Genomic DNA, 19,629 nt, shown 5'->3' with positions numbered 1-19,629 from the left:
CTGTGGGCAGACGACCGGATCGCACCGGGTCGGACAGAGCTCGCACCAGGAGGAACGGTTCATGGTGGCCCAGCAGACCGAGGTACGGCGGGAGCCCTTCGACGCGTCCGGCGCGGGTGCGGCGATCGAACGCTGGACGCTGCGCAGCGACCGGGTCGAGGCCACCGTGCTGACCCTGGGCGCCACGCTGCACGGCCTGACCGCGCCGGACCGGGCCGGCCGCCCGGCACAGATCCTGCTCGGCACTGAGGAGTTGACCGGCATCCTGGGCCCGGCCCGGCACTACGGCGCCACCGTCGGCCGGTACGCCAACCGGATCGCCGACAGCCGGATCACCATCGACGGCGAGGAGTTCCCACTCGCCCCGACCGGGAACGGCGTCACCCTGCACGGCGGTCCGGACGGCTTCGCGCACCGGATCTGGAGCGCCACCGAGATCCCGGGCGGCGTCCGGCTCCAGCTGCACAGCCCGCACGGCGACCAGGGCTTCCCCGGCGCGCTCGACGTCACGGTCGAGTACACCCTGGACGGCGCCACCCTGACCATCGCCTACCGGGCCGTCACCAGCCACCCCACCGTGGTCAACCTGACCAACCACGCCTACTTCAACCTCGCGGGTGAAGGCAGTGGAGACGTGCTCGGCCACCTGCTCACGCTGGACGCCGACACGTACACCCCGGTGGACGCCCGGCAGATCCCGCTCGGCCCGTACGAGCCGGTGGCCGGCACCCCGTTCGACTTCTGCACCGCCCGCCCGGTCGGCAAGGCGATCGACGACGACCACCCGCAGCTGACGGCGGCCGGCGGCTACGACCACAACTGGGTGCTCCGGGAGCGCAGCGCGGACGGCACGCCGACCCGGGCCGCCTTCCTGGAGGACCCGGACAGCGGCCGCACCCTGGAGCTGCTGACCACCGAGCCGGGGCTGCAGGTCTACACGGCCAACGGTTTCCACGGCGCGGTGCACGGCCCGAGCGGGGTCCCGTACGGGAAGTACGCCGGGATCGCGCTGGAGACCCAGCACCACCCGGACTCGCCGCACCACCCCGAGTACCCGAGCACCGTGCTGCGGCCGGGCGAGGAGTTCCGGTCCACCACCGTGCTGCGGCTCGGCGTCGGCTGATCCGGATGGACGGTGTCGGGGCAGCAGCAGCGGGGGACGCCGGTGTGCACCGCGCGCTGGCCGTCCCGGCCCGCCGGGCGCTGCTGGCCGAGCTGACCTCGGCCACCGGGCCACTGGAGGCCCAGCAGCTGGCCGAGACGCTGGGCCTGCACCCGACCACCATCCGGCACCACCTGACCGCCCTGGTCCAGGCCGGCCTGGTCACCGTGTCCCGGCAGCCCGGCACCGGCCGGGGCCGCCCCAAGCTGCGCTACACGGCCGCCCCCGCCCGCCAACAGCTGGACGCCTACCGGGAGTTGGTCGAGATCCTGGCGCACGGCTACGGCCGGCTCGGCGCCACCCAGGCCGGCCGCGACTGGGGCGCCGGGCAGCCGCCGGACGACGCCCCGCTCGCCGATCGGATCCGAGCCGCCGCGGAACGCTGGGGCTTCCGCCCCGAGCCGGGCCCGGACGGCGAACTGCTGCTCCGCGACTGCCCGTTCCTCCGGACCGCGGAGCGGCACCCGGAGGTGATCTGCGCCGTCCACCAGGGCCTGTTGGACGCCCTGGCGGACGGTCGGGACATCGTCCGGCTGCACCCGTTCAGCGCGCCGGGGGTCTGCACCGTCACGATCGGTCCGGTCAGCGGCTAGCGAGCCAGAGGTCCGGGCCGAAGACCTCGTAGTGGATCGCCTCGGCGGGGATGCCCCGGTCGAGGAGTTGGGCCCGGGCGGTGCGCATGAAGGGGAGCGGGCCGCAGAGGTAGGCGCGGACGTCGTGGGGGAGGTCGACGGTGCCGAGGTCGACCAGGCCGTCCTGGTCCTGGTACCAGCGGTGCAGGGTGGAGCCGGGCAACTCGGCGGTCAGGGTGGTGAGTTCGGCGGCGTGGGCGTGGTCGGCCGCTGAGCGGTCGCCGTGCACCGCGACCACCCGGCGGTCGGAGCCGGTGCGTACCAGGTGGTCCAGGATGCCGATCATCGGGGTGCAGCCGATCCCGGCGGAGGCGAGCAGCAGCGGGGCGTCGCCCTCGTCCAGGACCAGGTCGCCGAAGGGGTGCGAGACCTCGATCGGGTCGCCCTCGCGGACCGTGGTGTGCAGGTGGCCGGAGACCTCACCGTCGCGCTTCACGGTGATCCGCCACTCGTCCCGGCCGGGGGCGGCGGAGAGGCTGTACTGGCGGATCTGCCGGGCCCCGTCGGGGAGCTGGACGGCGACGCTGACGTACTGGCCGGGGCGGAACGCGGCGACCGGTTCGCCGTCGGTGCGGCGCAGGGTGAAGGAGACCGCGTCGGCGGTCTCCCGGGTGCGGCCGGTGACCGTCATCGACTGCCGGACGTCGCCCGGCTCCAGACCGGCCTCCAGGTACAACTTGGCTTCCAGGGCCATGAGTTCATTGGCCATCAGCCAGTAGACCTCGTCCCAGGCGGCGGCCACCTCGGGGGTGACGGCGGCGCCGAGCACCTCCACGATCGCGGCGAACAGATGGGTGTGCACCACCTCGTACTGGGCCGCGGTGACGCCGAGCGAGGCGTGCTTGTGGGCGATCCGGGCCAGCATCGCGCCGGGACGGACCTCCGGGTGCTCGACCAGCATGGTGGCGTAGGCGGCGATCGAGCCGGCCAGGGCGCGGGGCTGGTCGCCGACCGCCTGGTTGCCCCGGTTGAACAGGTCGCGCTCCAGCTCGGGGTGGGCGGCGAACAGCCTGGCGTAGAACAGCGGGGTGATCTCCCCGATGGCCCCGCCGACGGCGGGCAGGGTGGCGCGGACGGTCTCGGTCGACTGCGGGGAGAGCACAGGTTCCTCCAGAAACGCTGACGCGGACGGCTGCGCTCTCAATATAAATGACATACATCATTTAAAAAGGAGGCCGAAGGTCCCGCCCTCGGAACTCCGTCGGCCGACTACCTTGCGGCAACGTCCAGGACACGTGGACGTAACGATCCTCGGTTCTTGCAGAAACTTGCTGCAAGACCTTTCGACGGCGGTTGCATCGCTGTTACGTTCCTCCCCAAGCCCGACGGCCTGCAACGGCGCAGTCGGCGTGGGACAGCCATTATGCGCCGTCCACCTCCATCCCGGGCACCCCCACCTTTTCCCTAGGAGTTCTCATGCGGCGTGGCATCGCGGCCTCTGCCCTCGTTGCGGCCCTCGCGGTCACCATGGCAGCCTGTGGCAGCAGCGGCTCCGGATCCGATGACAAGGCTGCTGACGGCCCGGTCACCATCACCTACTGGGACACCTCCAACGCCACCAACGAGGCGCCGAACTACGAGGCCCTGGTCAAGAAGTTCGAGGCCGCCAACCCGAACATCAAGGTCAAGTTCGAGAACGTGCCGTTCGACCAGGCGCAGAACAAGCTGCAGACCGCGATGGGTGCCACCGGCGCTCCGGACGCCTTCCGCTCCGAGGTGGGGTGGACCTCCGCGTTCGCCAAGGCCGGCTTCCTGGAGCCGCTGGACGGCACCCCGGGGATGACCGACAAGGCCGCCTTCCAGACCAGCCTGATCGAGCAGGCGACGTACGAGGGCAAGGTCTACGGCGCCCCGATCGTCACCGACACCCTGGGCCTGCTCTACAACAAGGAGCTGTTCACCAAGGCGGGCGTCACCAAGGCCCCCGCGACCTGGGACGAGCTGAAGACCGTCGCCGCCCAGGTCAAGGAGAAGGCCGGGGTGGACGGCTTCTTCCTGCGCGCCGGTGACGGCTACTACGCCATGCCGTTCCTGTACGGCGAGGGCACCAACATGGTGGACGCCAAGGGCAAGAAGATCACCATCGGCTCGCCCGAGGCCGTCAAGGCCGTCGAGACCTACAAGTCGATGTTCACCGCGCCCGGCACCGCCAAGGCCGACGTGACCACCGACAGCTACGCGCACATGATGGACGCCTTCAACACCGGCAAGGTCGCGGCGATCATCCAGGGCCCGTGGGAGATCACCAACATCTACAAGGGCGCCGCCTTCGCCGACAAGAACAACCTCGGCATCGCGGCCGTCCCGGCCGGCTCGGCCGGCAAGGCCGGTGCCCCCACCGGCGGCCACAACGTCTCGGTCTACGCCGGTGCGGACAAGGCCCACAAGGCCGCCGCCGAGAAGCTGGCCGGGTTCCTCACCTCCGCCGAGAGCCAGACCTTCCTGGCGCTGAAGAACTCCACCCTGCCGACCCGCACCGACGCGTACACCGCCGAGGTCAAGGCCAACCCGGGCATCGCCGGCTTCCAGACGATCCTGACCGCCGCCCAGCCGCGCCCCGAACTGCCCGAGTACAGCTCGCTGTTCGGCTCGATCGGGACCAACCTCGGCAAGATCGTGCAGGGCCAGAGCAGCACCCAGGCCGGCCTGGACGCCACCGCCGTCGACTACCTGAAGCTGCTCCCCGGCTTCTCGAAGTAACCCAGCCAGCCGTCCGGGCCGCCCACCTGACCGAGGTGGCCCGGGCGGCCGTTCCCGTACCGACAGCAGTCACCGCCCCGAGCCGCGGCGGACCTCCCGAAAAGGTGTCAACTCATGGCAGTCGCCGTGCAAGGCGCGCCCAGCAAGGGCAGCCAAGACCCGCGCCCCGGCCTGGTGGCACGTGTCAAGCTCTCGTACAGCAAGCACTGGTACGCCTACGCGATGGTCGCGCCGGTCGTCATCGTGCTCGGCGTGCTGGTCGGCTACCCGCTGATCAACGGTTTCTACCTGACCCTGACGGACGCCAACAGCCTCAACTCGGCCCGCACCATCGGGGTCAAGGAGATCCCGGCCACCTACGAGTTCATCGGCCTGCACAACTACGCCGACATTCTCTGGGGTCCCGGCTCCTACGACCGCTTCTGGTCGCACTTCGTCTGGACCATCGCCTGGACGGTCATCTGTGTGACCCTCACCTACTCGACCGGTCTGGCGCTCGCCCTGCTGATGAACCAGCGGCTGCGCGGCCGCAGCCTCTACCGGCTGATGCTGATCCTGCCGTGGGCGGTGCCGACCTTCGTCACGATCTTCTCCTGGCGGCTGATGCTGGCCGACGGCGGTGTGGTCAACGGACTGCTCGGCTCGCTCGGCCTGCCCGAACCCGCCTGGCTCTCCGACCCGTTCGCGCAGAAGGCGGCGGCCATCCTGGTGAACACCTGGGTCGGGGTGCCGTTCATGATGGTCTCCCTGCTCGGCGGTCTGCAGTCGATCCCCGACGAGCTGTACGAGGCCGCCGAGATGGACGGCGCCACCGCCTGGCAGCGGTTCCGCCACATCACCCTGCCCGGCCTGCGCACGGTCTCCTCCACGGTGGTGCTGCTCGGCGTGATCTGGACCTTCAACCAGTTCGCCGTCATCTTCCTGCTGTTCGGCAACGGCGCCCCGGACGCGCAGATCCTGGTCACCTGGGCCTACCGCCTGGGCTTCGGCCAACAGCCGCGCGACTACGCCCAGTCGGCCACCTACGGCGTGCTGCTGCTCTCCATCCTGATCGTCTTCACCAGCTTCTACCGTCGCTGGCTGGCCCGGAACGAAGAGGCTTCCCGATGACCGCCACCATCGAAGAGACCGTCAAGACCCCCGCCCCGGCGTCCCGTCCGGCCAAGGTCCGCCGACGCGGCGAGAGCACCCCGCTGGTCCGCGCCCTCTCGCACGGCGCCCTGGTGGTCGCCAGCCTGGTCGCCCTCTTCCCGGTGGTGTACATCGGCTTCATCTCGCTCGGTCCGGACAAGATGGACTACCTGCACCCCGGGCAGATCTTCGACAAGATCACCTTCTCGAACTACTCCAAAGTGCTGTTCGAGACCGACTTCGCCACCTGGTTCCTCAACTCGGTGATCGTGGCCGGCGGCACCACCGTGTTCGGCGTGCTGGTCGCCGCCACCACCGGCTACGCGGTCTCCCGGATGCGCTTCGCCGGGCACCGCCAGCTGATGTGGATCCTGCTGGTCACCCAGATGTTCCCGATCGCGGTGCTGATCGTGCCGATGTACACGATCCTCTCGGCGCTCAAGCTGCTGGACGGCTACACCGGCCTGATCATGGTCTACTCGGCCACCACCGTGCCGTACTGCGCCTGGCTGCTGAAGGGCTACTTCGACACCATCCCGGTGGAGATCGACGAGGCCGGCCGGGTGGACGGGCTCAGCCCGTTCGGCACCTTCTGGCGCCTGATCATCCCGCTGGCCCGCCCGGGCCTGGCGGTGGCGGCCTTCTACTCCTTCCTCACCGCCTGGGCCGAGGTGGCCTTCGCCTCCACCTTCCTGCTGAGCTCCGGCAAGTACACCCTGGCGGTCGGTCTGCAGACCTTCGTCAGCCAGTACGAGAGCCAGTGGAACCTGATGGCCGCCACCTCGGTGCTGATCGCACTTCCCGCAGCCCTGGTCTTCTACCTGGTACAGCGTCACCTCGTGGCCGGACTGACCGCCGGCGCGGCCAAGTCCTGACGCTTCGACGTACCGTCAACTCAGCACCCGCCTCCGTCTGTTGCCGCGTGCCGCCGGTCCGTACCCCGGACCGGCGGGACGACACCTAGTCCCCAAGGGATGACTGTCCATGACCCAGAACCTGGCCGACACCTCCCGGCCCGCCGCCGAGTCCATCGCTGCGAACGGTGCTGCCTCCAGAGGCTGGTGGCGGGATGCGGTCATCTACCAGGTGTACCCGCGCAGTTTCGCCGACTCGAACGGGGACGGCATGGGTGACCTGCCAGGTGTCCGCAGCCGGCTGCCGTACCTGAAGGCGCTGGGCGTGGACGCGGTGTGGCTGTCGCCGTTCTACGCCTCGCCGCAGGCGGACGCGGGGTACGACGTGGCGGACTACCGCGCGGTGGACCCGATGTTCGGCACCCTGCTGGACGCGGACGGGTTGATCCGGGACGCGCACGAGCTGGGCCTGCGGATCATCGTGGACCTGGTGCCGAACCACTCCTCCGACCAGCACGAGTGGTTCCAGCGTGCGCTGCGCGAGGGACCGGCCTCGCCGCTGCGCGAGCGCTACCACTTCCGTCCCGGCAAGGGCGTCAGTGGTGAACTGCCGCCCAACGACTGGGAGTCCATCTTCGGCGGCCCGGCCTGGACCCGCACCGTGAACCCGGACGGCACCGACGGCGACTGGTACCTGCACCTGTTCGCCCCCGAGCAGCCCGACTTCAACTGGGAGAACCCGGCGGTCGCCGACGAGTTCCGCTCGATCCTGCGGTTCTGGCTCGACATGGGCGTGGACGGCTTCCGGATCGACGTCGCGCACGGCCTGGTGAAGGCCCCGGGCCTGCCCGACCTGGGCGGCGCCGACCAGCTCAAGCTGCTCGGCAACGACGTGATGCCGTTCTTCGACCAGGACGGCGTGCACGCCATCTACCGCGCCTGGCGCCGGATCCTGGACGAGTACCCCGGCGACCGGATCGGCGTCGCGGAGGCGTGGACCCCGACCGTCCAGCGGACCGCCAACTACGTCCGCCCGGACGAGCTGCACCAGGCGTTCAACTTCCAGTACCTGGGCACCTCCTGGGACGCCGCCGAGCTGCGCGAGGTGATCGACACCTCGCTGGACGCGATGCGTCCGGTGGACGCCCCGGCGACCTGGGTGCTGTCCAACCACGACGTCACCCGGCACGCGACCCGGTTCGCCAACCCGCCCGGTCTCGGCACCCAGATCCGTACCCCCGGCGACCGCGAACTCGGCCTGCGCCGGGCCCGGGCCGCCACCCTGCTGATGTTCGCGCTGCCCGGTTCCGCCTACGTCTACCAGGGCGAGGAGCTCGGTCTGCCGGACGTCACCGACCTCCCGGACGAGGTCCGGCAGGACCCGTCGTTCTTCCGGCAGGCCGGTCAGGACGGCTTCCGGGACGGCTGCCGGGTGCCGATCCCGTGGTCGGGCACCGAGGCGCCGTACGGCTTCGGCCCCACCGTCGGCGGCCCCAGCTGGCTGCCGCAGCCCGCCGACTGGGCCGGGCTGAGCGTGGAGGCGCAGGCCGGGGACCCGACCTCGACCCTGGAGCTCTACCGCAGCGCGCTGACCGTCCGGCGGGAGCACCCGGACCTCGGGGCCGGTGCCTCGGTGGAGTGGCTGGACACCCCGGCCGGGGTGCTGGCCTTCCGTCGCGGCTCCTTCGTCTGCACCGTGAACGTCGGCGCCGAGCCGGTCCGGATCGAGGCCCCCGGCCGTATCCTGCTCTCCTCCACCGAAGCCGTCGCGGTGGACGGTGCCACCCTGCTGCCGGCGGACAGCACCATCTGGTGGGCGGTCTGACGTGGTTGCAATAGGCTCTGGGATCGTGACTACGGCGCGACTTTCGGACATCGCGGCGCAGGCGGGGGTCAGTGAAGCGACCGTCAGCCGCGTCCTCAACGGCAAAGCAGGGGTTTCGGCCACGACCAGGCAGACGGTGCTGGCCGCCCTGGACGTGCTCGGCTACGAGCGCCCGACCCGCCTGCGGCAGCGCAGCGCCGGCCTGATCGGCCTGATCACCCCCGAGCTCAGCAACCCGATCTTCCCGGCGCTGGCCCAGGTGATCGAACAGGTGCTGAGTCGGCACGGGTACACCCCCGTGCTCTGCACCCAGACCCCGGGCGGTTCCACCGAGGACGAACTGGTGGAGATGCTGGTCGAGCGAGGGGTGGCCGGCATCGTCTTCGTCTCCGGTCTGCACGCCGACTCGACCGCCGACCACGACCGGTACGCCAAGCTGACCGGCCGTCAGGTGCCGTTCGTGCTGATCAACGGGTACAGCGAGAAGATCGCCGCCCCGTTCATCTCGCCGGACGACCGGGCCGCGATGTGGATGGCGGTCCAGCACCTGGTCGAGCTCGGCCACGAGCGGATCGGCCTCGCGGTCGGCCAGCGCCGGTACGTCCCGGTGCTGCGCAAGATCGAGGGCTTCACGGCGGCGGTGCGCGAGCTGCTCGGCCTGACCGAGGCGGAGGCCGAAGGGCTGGTCCACCACACCCTGTTCAGCGTCGAGGGCGGCCACGCCGCGGCCAACGCGCTGCTCGACAAGGGTTGCACCGCGATCGTCTGCGGCAGCGACATGATGGCGCTCGGCGCGATCCGGGCGGTCCGGCAGCGTGGGCTCGCGGTGCCGCAGGACGTCTCGGTGGTCGGCTTCGACGACTCGCCGCTGATCGCCTTCACCGAGCCGCCGCTCACCACCATCCGTCAGCCGGTCGAGGCGATGGCCACCGCCGCCGTCGACGCCCTGCTGGAGGAGGTCGGCGGGAGCCCCGGGCAGCGCGCCGAGTTCATGTTCCAGCCCGAGCTGGTGATGCGCGGCTCGACGGGCGCCCACGCCAAGGGCTGACCGGACGCACCGAGGCGGGGCACGAGAACTCTCTCGTGCCCCGCCTCGGTGCGTCCGGTCAGCCCTCCTGGACGGGCGGGCCGACCCGGTCAGTCGGTCGGCGGCTCGTCGGGGGCCGCGCGCAGCTCGGCCAGCTCGGCCTCCAGCTCGGCGACCCGGCTGTTCAGGCGCTGGACGTCCTGGACCGCGTCCAGGTAGTTCGCCTTGTGCCGCTTCGCGACCTCGCTGAGGGTGTCGACCCGGTCGGCGAACGCGTCGCGCTCGACGGCCAGCGGCTGGACGGCGGTGTGGAAGACCGCCTCGGCGATCCAGTCCGCCCAGGCGTTGATGTGCTGGGTGCCGGCGGCGCCGCCGAGGTCGGCGTTCTGCAGACCCTGGAGCATCGCGGGCCGGATGGTCTCGGCGATCCGCTGGGTCGCGGTGGGCGGCACGGTCATGGCTGGTCCTCGCGGTCGAACTGTGGGCTGGCAACTCCGCGACATGACCGACGAAGCGAAGGCGCACATCACCGCCAGGATAATCGCTGCGGGCAGGCCGCTGCCCCGGAGCCGACCAGGGTCTCCGGGGCAGCGGCCTGGGGTGCGTCAGACGCGACCGGCGAAGTCCGGCGCCCAGTTGGCGATGGACTCGGTCTTCACGCCCGCCCGCGGGTTGGCGGCCTCGACGTACTTGCCGTCGCCGATGTAGAGGGCGACGTGGTAGACGCCGGAGTTGCTGCCGTTGTTCGACCAGAACAGCAGGTCGCCGGCCTGGAGGTTGTCCAGCGAGACCCGGGTGCTGGCGTCCGCCTGGTCGTTGGCGACCCGGGGCAGCGAGATGCCGGCCTGGCGGAAGGCCGCCTGGGTCAGACCCGAGCAGTCCCAGCCGCCGTTGCTGCTGCCGCCGTAGACGTACGCCTGGCCGAGCTTGGACATCGCGAAGTTGATCGCGGCGGCCTTGCTGCCGGTCGCCGCCACCGCGGTGGTGGCGGTGGAGCCGGACGCGGCCTTGGTGCTCTTGGTGGTCTTGGCGCCGGTACCGGCCGACGACGAACTCGGCGCCGGGGCGGTCGACTTCGGCGCGCTGGTCACCACGGTGGTGGTGCCGCCGAGGGCCAGCTGCTGGCCCGGGTAGATCATGTCCGGACCCTCGGACAGGATCGCCTTGTTCAGCTCGTAGAGCTTCTCCCAGCCGCCCTCGACGTTCTGGCTCTGCGCGATGGTGGAGAGCCAGTCACCGGCGACCACGGTGTAGCTCTTGGCCGCGGTGGTCGTGGTGGTGGTCTGCTGCTCGGCCGCCTTCGGCGCCGGGGTGGCCGCCTTGGGGGTGGTGGCCTTCGGCGTGGTGGTCTTGGCGGTGGTGCCGGTCGAGGAGGTGTCGACCTGGGCGGCGCCGCCGCCCTTGGTCAGTCCGGCCTGCACGGAGCAGACCGGCCAGGCGCCGGGGCCCTGGGAGGCGAGCACCTTCTCGGCGATCGCGATCTGCTGGCCCTTGCTGGCCTGGTTGGCCTGGGCGGCGTACTGCTTGCCACCGAACTCGGCCCAGGTGCTGGAGGTGAACTGGAGGCCGCCGTAGAAGCCGTTGCCGGTGTTGATGCTCCAGTCGCCGGTGGACTCGCACTGGGCGACCTTGTCCCAGGTGGAGACGGTGGCGGCGGACGCGGAACCGGCGGTGAGGCACGGGACCGAGAGGCCGATGCCGACCACACCGGTCGCGGCGATCAGACGGCGGGTGCGCTTGGACGCGCTGCTGGACAGCATGAAGATGCGTTCCTCTCCCACGCCTGCGAGGTGAGCTGTCGGATTCGGGCTGGAGTTGCCCGGCCGTGCGTGAGCACGGCTTCACCCCAAGCCTGAAATCGGTCAAATCGGACCAATTGCAGGCGACTTACCTGTGGTTCCCCCGCCCCTGCCATGGTGTTTTGCTCTGCTGCCTGTTCATCCGATGGCAGGACTCGGCGTTCCGGATGAACTGGGTCCGTGTGGCCACGAACAGGGGAGCACGTTAGACAGACTTAAGTTCAAACCGCAAACCTCTGTGATGTGGATCATGCTTTCTTTATGGAACCTTCATGATGCTGAAGTGTCCGTTCCGGTGATGGGTTTCGATCGAATCTGATCAAATCCCTTCCCGTTCAAGGGACTTGCCTATGCTTCAGGCGAGGCGGCCGCAGGCGCGGCCCGGGGGAGGGGTGCGCGGCACCATGCGGCACGCGAAGAGGCCCGGAGCGGGACCGGAAGATAACGACTCGGCAAAGACCGGGCGCAGAAAGCTACTCGGCTGGATCGCGGCCGGCACGGCGGCCGCCGCGATCGGGGTGGAGGAGCTGGTCCGGCACACCGGTGACGCCCCTGACGTCGCCTCGGCTCCGCCGCCGCCCACGCCCGGGGCCGCCCACTCGCACGGTGACCCGCTGCCGTCCGCCTCCCCGGAGCCGTCGCCTTCGCCCTCCCCGGAACCGAGCCGGCCGGCTCGTCCGTGGTCGGACCCGGCCGGCTGGGGCGGCAAGCTGCCCGGCCCGGCCGCCGCCGTCCGGATCGCCGACCACGTGGTGCTGGACGGCGATGCGGCGGTCGGCTCGTTGGTGGTCGAAGCATCCGGTTCGCTGACCTTCGCGGCCGACCGCTCGGTGGTGCTCAGCTCGGCGGGCAACGTCGAGGTCAAGGGCAGTCTGACGCTGGCCCCGGCCGACGCCGCCCTGCACACCCTGCGGTTCCCCGACGTGGACGAACGGCGCTTCCAGGGCGGTGGTATGACGCTGATGCCGGACGACACCGGTCTCTGGGTCACCGGGGCCGGCTACCTCCGACTGGACGGCGCCGCCAGGACGGCCTGGGTGCGCGCCACCGGCGCGCTGAAGGCCGGCGACACCCGGATCACCCTGGCCACCGAGCCGACCGGCTGGCGCCCCGGTGACGAGCTCGCCGTCACCCCGACCGGGGCGCCCGCCGGCGACGGTTTCTCGGAGCGGTACGACCTGCGGACCATCGCCTCGATCAGCGGCGGTACGGTCACCCTGGACGGCCCGCTGAAGTACCCGCATCCCCGGGTGGCGACCGGAGGGGGCGTCACCGTCGGGGCGGAAGTGCTGAATTTAACCCGTAATGTCCGAATCGAGGGCACCGAGAAGGGCCGCGCCCACGTCCACCTGACCAGCTCCCGGAAGTCCGACGTCCGGCACGCCGCGCTGCGCTGGCTCGGACCGCGCGGCCCCGGCAAGGACCAGTGGAACGGCAAGGCGGTCACCGAGCCGGTCCTCGGCCGGTACGGGCTGCACTTCCACATGCTCGGCGACACCAGCCGGGGCACCGTGGTCGAGGGGGTGGTGGTCCGCGACACCGGCAGCCACGCCTTCGTCCCACACGCCAGCCACGGCATCACCTTCCGCAGCTGCATCAGCCACCAGACCTGGGAGGACGCCTACTGGTGGGACGGGCCGCTGGACACCCGCACCCCGCAGGGCCCGTCGGACGACATCACCTACGACTCCTGCGTCGCCTCCCGGACCCTCTTCGACCCCAACCCGCGCGGCTACCGGCTGACCGGTTTCAGTCTCGGCGCGGGCACCGGCGGCGTGGCCAGGGACTGCGTGGCGGTCGGCGTCCAGGGGGCGACCGGCGCCTCCGGCTACCACTGGCCGGAGACCAGCGAGGGCGTCTGGACCTTCGAACGCTGCCTGGCCCACAACAACCTCGAGAACGGCATCTTCGTCTGGCTGAACGCCCAACACCACCACGTGGTCGGCCAGTTCGTGGCATACCACAACGGTGGCTGGGGCATCGAGCACGGCGCCTACCTGAACGACTTCGACTACACCGGCAGCGTCCTGTACGGCAACGCCGCCGGGGGAGTGGCGCTGCACGCGCTCGGCCGGGACAAGGGGACGATCCTGGACGGCCTGCTGATCGACGCGGCGGGCCAGTCCGACTTCGCGGTCTCCACCATGCACCACCAACTGCCGGGGGAGACCGTCCTGGTGACCCGCAGTCGGCTGACGGGTTATCGGAAGGCGGGCGTCGCGTTCCGCGCGCTGGACGGCGGGGCACCCGAGGACATCGCGGTGCTGGACTGCGAGTTCGGCGGCCCCGAACTCTGGTTCGACCCCGCCCTGCCGGAGCCCAAACGCATCGTCTTCCGCCCGGCCGGCCAGACCCAGGCCGTCGAGGTCCGCCGCGACAACTCCCGCACCCCCACCACCGCCACCCCGGCCCCCCGCCCGGTGACGACCCCCCAACTCGCCCTCCACGACACCGCAGCCCGCACCACCCGCCTCGCCTGACCATCAGGCAGATGCTCGGCCCGCTACGGAGTCAGGGGCTCGGGGCCCTGCTTTTGGCAGATGCTGCGGTAGTCAGGGGCTCGGGGCTCTGCGGTTGTGCGGCTCCGCCGCGTGGGCGACGCCGGCCTCGGAAATGGTCACCGTTGGGTAGGTGGTCAGGCACTTTCGCAGTGACCCGCACGCCAGATCTCCTCGCAGTTCCCCGAGCCCCTGGACCGTAGCCCCGAACGCCCTGCCAAAGGCGCAGCGCCGAGCCCCTGGGAAAGCCGAGCGCAGCGTTATGCCTGGTCGGCGAGCACGGTCTCCAGCGCGGACAGGTACGCCGAAGCGATCAGCTGGCCGAGCGCCGCGTAGGCGCCGAGCGGGGCGGCCCCCGGGCAGCCGGTCTCCTCCGCCGCCGTCGCCAGCAGCTCGGGGTCGGCCTCGGGGCCGATCACCAGCGGGGCGAGGGCCGGCCGGACCGACCCGGTCGCCCGGAGGTGCTCGACGGCGGCCCGTACGGAGCCGGGCACGTCGAGTGCGGCCGGCACCACCGGAACCGCGAGCCGGGCGGCCAGCAGCACTCCGGTGATCCCGGCGGCCGCGGCCGCCTCCTCGCCGCCGGCGGTGGTGAGGACGACGCCGTCCGCCGCCGTGGCGATCGCGAACAGCCTGGCCCGGTCGGCGCGGGCCAGCCCGGCTTCGGAGAGCCGGACGTGGACGGCCTCGGCGAGCAGCGGGTGCGGGCCGAGCACGTCGGTGACGGTGGCGCCGGTCTCGGCGGCCAGTCGGTGCAGGTCCGTCAGGAAGCCGTGCGGGCCGGGCAGCAGGGGCACCAGGACCGGGGCCGGAAGCCCGGCCCCGGCGGCCCGGGCGAGCACCTCGGCGACGGTGGGGTACTCCGGATCGGTGCTCTCCAGGTACGCGGCGGCCGCCTCGATGCCGGGCTGTTCGCCCCGGACGATCGAGAGCAGTTCCTCGACCACGGGGCGGGACTCCGGACCGGCGGTGGCCGGGACGGCCAGCACCAACGACGGCGAACCCGCCGGGATCTCCGGCCGCTCGGGACGGCGGTGGCGCCCCCGCGCACGGGAGCCTGGAGTGCGGACGGGCAGTGGCGGGCCCGGGATGGCTGCTGTGCTCATGGCGGAGATCGTAGGACATTCCGTGGACCGGACCACAGTCGGCCCGCTCTCCGGACGGTGATCGGCGTCACAATCCGGCCGAGGTGACGGATCGTGAGGCGGCGGGAAAAGCCCGGCAAGATCGACAACCCGCTGGAGTTCGAGTACGCGCAGTCATCGGTATGTTCACGAATCGCTCGGATTTGTCCGCATAAGTGGCGCCAACTTGCCTGCCCGACGGGCCTCGTGGAGGGATGATGCCCATACGGTGCACGCGCAAACACCCGTGCTGATGCACGTGCACTGGAGCTATCATCACGTCAAGTGAGGCGAACGCCAGGCACGTCGGGGAGAATTCGAATGCAGAACACTTACAACGGCATGGCTGCTGCGGACCTCGAAAACGTGGTCTGGCAGAAGAGCCGGCACAGCAACTCGCAGGGGAACTGCGTGGAGTTCGCGGCGCTGCCCGGCGGCGACGTCGCGATGCGCAACTCCCGGTTCCCGGAAGGACCCGCGCTCATCTACACCCGGGCGGAGATCACCGCCCTGCTGCTCGGGGCGAAGGACGGGGAGTTCGACCACCTGGCCGGCTGACCCGGCGTCATCCTGGTGGTGCGTCAGAGGCCGTCGTGGAAGTCACCGCGACGGCCTTCGTCATGTCCTCGTGTACTGGTGGAGCGTTCGGGCGGAGCCGTCCCGGCGGTGCCCGCGACCTCAGGCGGAGCGCCGGTGGCGGCCCGCCGTCTCGTTCTCGGCCTCGAAGACGGCCCAGACGACCTTCCCGGCGCCGGCCAGTGGGTGCCAGCCCCAGGCCCGGCTGAACGAGTCGACCAGGTGCAGACCCCGGCCGGACTCCGCGACGAAGTCGGGCTCGCGGGCCACCGGGCCCCGGCTGCTCGGGTCGCTGACGGCACAGACCACCTGCGGTGAGCGGTGCACCAGGCTGATCCGGATCGGGAGCCGGGCGGCGACGGCCTGGGTCGGACCGGGCTGGGCCGGTACCCGGACCGACTCGGTGAGTATTCGGACCGACTCGGCCGACGGAGCGTCGGTGCGCTGCTCCAGTGCGTGCCGGAGCGCGTTGGTCACCAGCTCGGAGGCGACCAGCGCGACGTCGTCGAAGAGTGCGCCCAGGCCCCAGCCGTGCAGTGTCGACCGGGCGAACTCCCGGGCGGTTCTGACGGCTTCGAAGCGGGGAGCGAGAGTGCAGGTGACCACGTGGGGGTCGACCGCGATGGCCGTTCCGGTGCTCATGAAGAGCTCCTCCCATAAGGGGGCGGACACGGCTGGACCCGCCGGGGTCATGCCGGTCACCTCCGACTCGCTCGGCCTCACGGCCACCGCGTCGACCGACCGTACGCGCACACGGACAACCGGCCACGCGGGGGCGTGGCCGGAAGCGTGTGCGGAAACGCGTACAGGGGTCGACGCGGTACCCGCAGGGATGCCAGGGGCGTGCAGGTGCACGTGCACCATCGTCCCGTGCGCACACTGCGGATGCAAGAGTCGATTCACGTGCAGTCGCACTATTGGCATATGCAAGCGCCGGATGCACGTGCATCATGGTGCCCGGAGCGCAGAACAGGGAGGTCGTTCCGTCAGTACCGGCACCCAGAGCGCTCAACTGATGGCAGACTGTGCGCTGTTTGCCCACGGCGGAGGTTTACGGCATGACCACCACAGCTCAGCCCGGCGGCGGTTCGATGGTGCGCCGTATCCTGCTCGGTTCGCAGCTCCGTCGTCTCCGCGAGTCCCGCGGGATCACCCGCGAGGACGCCGGGTACCAGATCCGCGCCTCGGAGTCGAAGATCAGCCGGATGGAACTCGGCCGGGTCTCCTTCAAGGAGCGTGACGTCGCCGACCTGCTCAGCCTGTACGGGGTGGACGACGGCGGCGAGCGCGAGGCCCTGCTCGGCCTGGTCCGGGAGGCCAACAAGTCCGGCTGGTGGCACAGCTTCAACGACGTGCTGCCCGGCTGGTTCCAGACCTACGTCGGACTGGAGGAGGCCGCCGCCCAGATCCGCACGTACGAGGTGCAGTTCATCCCCGGCCTGCTGCAGTGCGAGGAGTACGCCCGCGCGGTCTTCGGGCAGACCCGGCCGGTGATCTCCGAGGAGGAGCTGGAGCGGCGGCTCAGCCTGCGGCTGCGGCGGCAGAAGCTGCTCACCGACGGGCAGAGCCCGCGGCTGTGGGCGGTGATCGACGAGGCGGCGCTGCGCCGCCCGGTCGGCGGTCCGACGGTGATGCGGGCTCAGGTGCAGTACCTGCTGGACGTGTCGGAGCAGGCGAACGTGGTGATCCAGGTGATGCCGTTCCGGTTCGGGGCCCACGCGGGCGAGAGCGGCGCGTTCTCGATCCTGCGCTTCCCCGAACAGGACCTGGCCGACGTGGTCTACCTGGAGCAGCTCACCAGCGCGCTCTACCTCGACAAGCGCGACGACGTCGACGCCTACGTCCAGGTGATGGAGCGGCTCTGCGTCGACAGCCTGACCCCGGAGCAGACCAAGGACCTGCTCACCCGGATCCTGGCCGGTCACTGACCCGCCGTCAGTCCGGTTCGCCGGCCCGGAGGGGCGGCTGCCAGCGCGGCGGCGCGACCGGCTGCGGCGGTACGCCCAACTCCCAGGCCAGGCCGTAGCGGAAGAACAGGTCCGCCCGGATCGGCGGCAGCGAGACCGCCGCGCCGGGCAGCAACAGCCCGATGCAGCCGCCCATCAGCGCACTGCGCAGCACCGCGTGCTCGGCCACCGGGTCGGCCGCACCCCAGGCCTGCAGCAGGTCCTGCAGGATCTGCCCGAGCTGCCGCTGCTCCGGGTCCTTGACGAACGCGCCCATGTCCGGGTCGAGGATCAGCGCCAGGTGCGAGCGCATCACTCGCGGGTGGTCCAGGGCCAGCCCGAGCACCGCGTCGATCGCCCGGGCCAGCCGGGCGTCCGGGTCGCTGCCGGCCGGCAGCTCGGACAGCGCACCGCCCAGCGACAGGTGCATCATCCGGTGGGTGGCCGCCTGCATCAGGAGTCGTTTGCTCTCGAAGTAGTACGACAGCAGGCCGCGGGCCAGGCCGGCGCGCTCGGCTATGTCACCCAACGTGGTCCGGCCGTATCCGTGCTGGTCGACCAGCTCGACTGTGGCCCGCATGATGCGGAGCCGGGAACGTTGGCGCATTTCCTCGTTGACCGATTCCCCGCGAGGTGCCATCGTGTCTGCTCCGTACGTTGATTGGCTCCTGGCCAATATACTGGCAGGGCCGGTACGGGTTCCCTCAGGGGTACCCGGGTACGGCGACGAAGGTCGGCTCCACCAACACGGGGGTTTGGTGGAGCCGACCTTCGTGCTGCCCGGGGCGTCGACCGGAGGTCAGCGCGGGGACAGGACTTCGGAGTTCGAGCCGACGGCGGTGGCGGAGTAGTCGTAGTCGGGCACCGCGACCGGCTGCTTCCGGTTCCGCTCCACAGCCACCCCGACTGCGGTGACCAGGAAGCCGAGCAGCGAGATCCCGGTGATCACCAGCAGCGCCGGGCGGTAGCCGTCCAGCTGGGCGGCCGGGCTCTGGCCGCCGTTGCTGCCCGCGGTGATCACTGCGGTGGCGGCGGCCAGCACCAGCGCGCTGCCGACCTGGAAGGCGGTGTTCACCAGACCGGACGCCAGGCCCTGCTCGTCGTCCGAGACGCCGTTGGTGGCGGCGATGTTGACGGAGGGGAAGCCCAGTGCGAAGCCGATGCCGAGCAGCACCATGCTCGGCAGGACCAGGCCGACGAAGCTGCTGTGCTCGTCCAGCCGGAGGAACAGCACGTAACCGAGGGTGAGCGAGAGCACGCCGCCCAGCATCAGCCGCCCGGTGCCGAACCGGTCCACGATCGAGCCCATCTTGGTGGCCGACAGGGCGACCAGCGCACCGGCCGGCAGGAAGGCCAGCGCCATCTCCAGGGCGGACCAGCCGAGCAGTCGCTGCAGGTAGAGGGTGGCGACGAACTGGAAGCCCGCGTAGCTGCCGAACAGCGCGAGCGCGGTGAGGTTGGCCCGGGCCACGCCGCCGTTGCGGAAGATGCCGAGCCGGACCAGCGGGTGCGCGGTGCGCTGCTCGATCACCAGGAAGGCGGCGGCCAGTGCGGCCACCACGATGAGTGACAGCACGGTGCGGGCGCTCGCCCAGCCGGCGCTCTGCGCCTCGGTGACGGTGAAGACCAGCAGCAGCAGCGATCCGGTGCCGGTGATCGCACCGGCGATGTCGTACCCGCCGGTGCCGCGCTCGGGGCGGGGCTGACGGGGCAGCAGGCGGAACGCGAAGGCCAGTGCGATCAGTGCGACCGGGACGGGCATCAGGAAGGTGAAGCGCCAGCCGACCGAGGTGAGCAGGCCGCTCAGCACCAGGCCGAGCGAGAAGCCGCTGGCCCCGGTGACGGTGTAGATGCTCAGGGCGCGGTTGCGGGCCGGGCCCTCGGCGAAGGTGGTGGTGATGATGGAGAGGCCGGCCGGGGCGGTGAAGGCGGCGGCCACCCCCTTGACGAAGCGGGCCGCGATAAGCAGGCCGCCGTTGTCGACCAGGCCGCCGAGCAGGGAGGCGGCGGCGAACACGGCGAGCGCGATCAGGAAGACCTCGCGGCGTCCGAGCAGGTCGGCCGCCCGCCCGCCGAGCAGCAGCAGACCGCCGTAGCCGAGGACGTAGCCGCTGACCACCCACTGCAGGGTGGAGGTGGAGAGGTGCAGGTCGTCGCCGATCGAGGGCAGCGCGACACCGACCATCGAGACGTCGAGGGCGTCGAGGAACAGGGCGGCGCAGAGGACGATCAGGGTGCCCCAGAGGCGTGGGCTCCAGGTGTCGTCACCGTGGACGGACGGGGCGTCAGAAGGGTTGGCGGGGGCGCTGGTTGCCGAAGGCTCTCGGGCTGTGGTCATGAGGGAGACAGTACATG

17 protein-coding genes and 1 riboswitch are annotated in these 19,629 nt (G+C 70.9%); of the genes, 10 read left to right on the top strand and 7 right to left on the bottom strand.

Annotation, left to right across the window (positions count from 1 at the left end):
• Positions 1-61: 61 nt before the first annotated feature.
• Positions 62-1,123 carry an aldose epimerase family protein gene (locus tag OHV05_RS05115; RefSeq protein ID WP_405016552.1) on the top strand — a complete coding sequence of 354 codons (1,062 nt, stop codon included), beginning with the start codon at positions 62-64 and terminating at the stop codon, positions 1,121-1,123.
• A 5-nt stretch (positions 1,124-1,128) separates the two neighbouring features.
• On the top strand, positions 1,129-1,755 hold the full coding sequence (locus OHV05_RS05110; RefSeq protein ID WP_405016551.1) for a helix-turn-helix transcriptional regulator: 627 nt from the start codon (positions 1,129-1,131) through the stop codon (positions 1,753-1,755).
• Here the strand turns inward: OHV05_RS05110 and OHV05_RS05105 are convergent.
• Positions 1,745-2,896, bottom strand: coding sequence for a globin domain-containing protein (locus tag OHV05_RS05105; protein WP_405016550.1), 1,152 nt, complete (start codon positions 2,894-2,896; stop codon positions 1,745-1,747). The genes OHV05_RS05110 and OHV05_RS05105 overlap by 11 nt on opposite strands.
• A gap of 314 nt (positions 2,897-3,210) precedes the next feature.
• Here OHV05_RS05105 and OHV05_RS05100 point away from each other — a divergent pair, with 314 nt between their 5' ends.
• The 5 genes from OHV05_RS05100 to OHV05_RS05080 all read left to right on the top strand — a co-directional run bounded on the left by OHV05_RS05100 (position 3,211) and on the right by OHV05_RS05080 (position 9,352).
• The gene (locus OHV05_RS05100) at positions 3,211-4,494 is read left to right on the top strand and encodes an extracellular solute-binding protein (RefSeq protein WP_405016549.1); all 1,284 of its coding nucleotides are present in this window, start codon (positions 3,211-3,213) and stop codon (positions 4,492-4,494) included.
• Between the two features lie 114 nt (positions 4,495-4,608).
• Complete coding sequence (locus tag OHV05_RS05095; RefSeq protein ID WP_405016548.1) at positions 4,609-5,604, top strand: carbohydrate ABC transporter permease; 996 nt, start codon at positions 4,609-4,611, stop codon at positions 5,602-5,604.
• Positions 5,601-6,500 carry a sugar ABC transporter permease gene (locus OHV05_RS05090; protein ID WP_405016547.1) on the top strand — a complete coding sequence of 300 codons (900 nt, stop codon included), beginning with the start codon at positions 5,601-5,603 and terminating at the stop codon, positions 6,498-6,500. Before OHV05_RS05095 ends, OHV05_RS05090 begins: the two co-directional genes overlap by 4 nt.
• A gap of 109 nt (positions 6,501-6,609) precedes the next feature.
• Complete coding sequence (locus OHV05_RS05085; RefSeq protein ID WP_405016546.1) at positions 6,610-8,304, top strand: glycoside hydrolase family 13 protein; 1,695 nt, start codon at positions 6,610-6,612, stop codon at positions 8,302-8,304.
• Positions 8,305-8,329: 25 nt separating this feature from the next.
• Entirely contained in the window at positions 8,330-9,352 is a 1,023-nt protein-coding gene (locus tag OHV05_RS05080) for a LacI family DNA-binding transcriptional regulator (protein ID WP_403042162.1), read from the top strand.
• Between the two features lie 89 nt (positions 9,353-9,441).
• On the opposite strand, the gene OHV05_RS05075 is transcribed toward OHV05_RS05080, so the two are convergent.
• Positions 9,442-9,789 carry a hypothetical protein gene (locus OHV05_RS05075; protein WP_405016545.1) on the bottom strand — a complete coding sequence of 116 codons (348 nt, stop codon included), beginning with the start codon at positions 9,787-9,789 and terminating at the stop codon, positions 9,442-9,444.
• Positions 9,790-9,936: 147 nt separating this feature from the next.
• Positions 9,937-11,112 (bottom strand): transglycosylase family protein, encoded by a 1,176-nt coding sequence (locus OHV05_RS05070; protein WP_405016544.1) that lies wholly within the window; start codon positions 11,110-11,112, stop codon positions 9,937-9,939.
• Positions 11,099-11,301: riboswitch (cyclic di-AMP (ydaO/yuaA leader) on the bottom strand. Its footprint overlaps the gene before it by 14 nt.
• A 233-nt stretch (positions 11,302-11,534) precedes the next feature.
• Here OHV05_RS05070 and OHV05_RS05065 point away from each other — a divergent pair.
• The gene (locus OHV05_RS05065) at positions 11,535-13,610 is read left to right on the top strand and encodes a hypothetical protein (RefSeq protein ID WP_405016543.1); all 2,076 of its coding nucleotides are present in this window, start codon (positions 11,535-11,537) and stop codon (positions 13,608-13,610) included.
• 278 nt (positions 13,611-13,888) lie between these two features.
• Here OHV05_RS05065 and OHV05_RS05060 read toward each other — a convergent pair whose 3' ends face one another.
• Positions 13,889-14,734, bottom strand: coding sequence for a sirohydrochlorin chelatase (locus OHV05_RS05060; protein WP_405016542.1), 846 nt, complete (start codon positions 14,732-14,734; stop codon positions 13,889-13,891).
• Positions 14,735-15,073: 339 nt separating this feature from the next.
• Between OHV05_RS05060 and OHV05_RS05055 the strand changes: the two genes are divergently transcribed.
• Positions 15,074-15,310: a DUF397 domain-containing protein gene (locus tag OHV05_RS05055; RefSeq protein ID WP_405016541.1), complete on the top strand. Its 237-nt coding sequence runs from the start codon at positions 15,074-15,076 to the stop codon at positions 15,308-15,310.
• Positions 15,311-15,430: 120 nt separating this feature from the next.
• Here OHV05_RS05055 and OHV05_RS05050 read toward each other — a convergent pair whose 3' ends face one another.
• Positions 15,431-15,970 (bottom strand): ATP-binding protein, encoded by a 540-nt coding sequence (locus tag OHV05_RS05050; RefSeq protein ID WP_405016540.1) that lies wholly within the window; start codon positions 15,968-15,970, stop codon positions 15,431-15,433.
• A gap of 416 nt (positions 15,971-16,386) precedes the next feature.
• Here OHV05_RS05050 and OHV05_RS05045 point away from each other — a divergent pair, with 416 nt between their 5' ends.
• Positions 16,387-17,256 carry a helix-turn-helix domain-containing protein gene (locus OHV05_RS05045; protein WP_403042143.1) on the top strand — a complete coding sequence of 290 codons (870 nt, stop codon included), beginning with the start codon at positions 16,387-16,389 and terminating at the stop codon, positions 17,254-17,256.
• 7 nt (positions 17,257-17,263) lie between these two features.
• Here OHV05_RS05045 and OHV05_RS05040 read toward each other — a convergent pair whose 3' ends face one another.
• Both OHV05_RS05040 and OHV05_RS05035 read right to left on the bottom strand, forming a co-directional pair.
• Positions 17,264-17,854 (bottom strand): TetR/AcrR family transcriptional regulator, encoded by a 591-nt coding sequence (locus OHV05_RS05040; RefSeq protein ID WP_405016539.1) that lies wholly within the window; start codon positions 17,852-17,854, stop codon positions 17,264-17,266.
• 219 nt (positions 17,855-18,073) lie between these two features.
• Positions 18,074-19,612, bottom strand: a complete 1,539-nt coding sequence (locus OHV05_RS05035) for an MFS transporter (protein ID WP_405016538.1) — start codon at positions 19,610-19,612, stop codon at positions 18,074-18,076.
• Between the last annotated feature and the right edge of the window lie 17 nt (positions 19,613-19,629).

Origin of the sequence: Kitasatospora sp. NBC_00070 (assembly GCF_045041205.1) — a bacterium.
GTDB lineage: Bacteria > Actinomycetota > Actinomycetes > Streptomycetales > Streptomycetaceae > Kitasatospora.
This window is presented reverse-complemented; position numbering and strand designations above follow the sequence as displayed.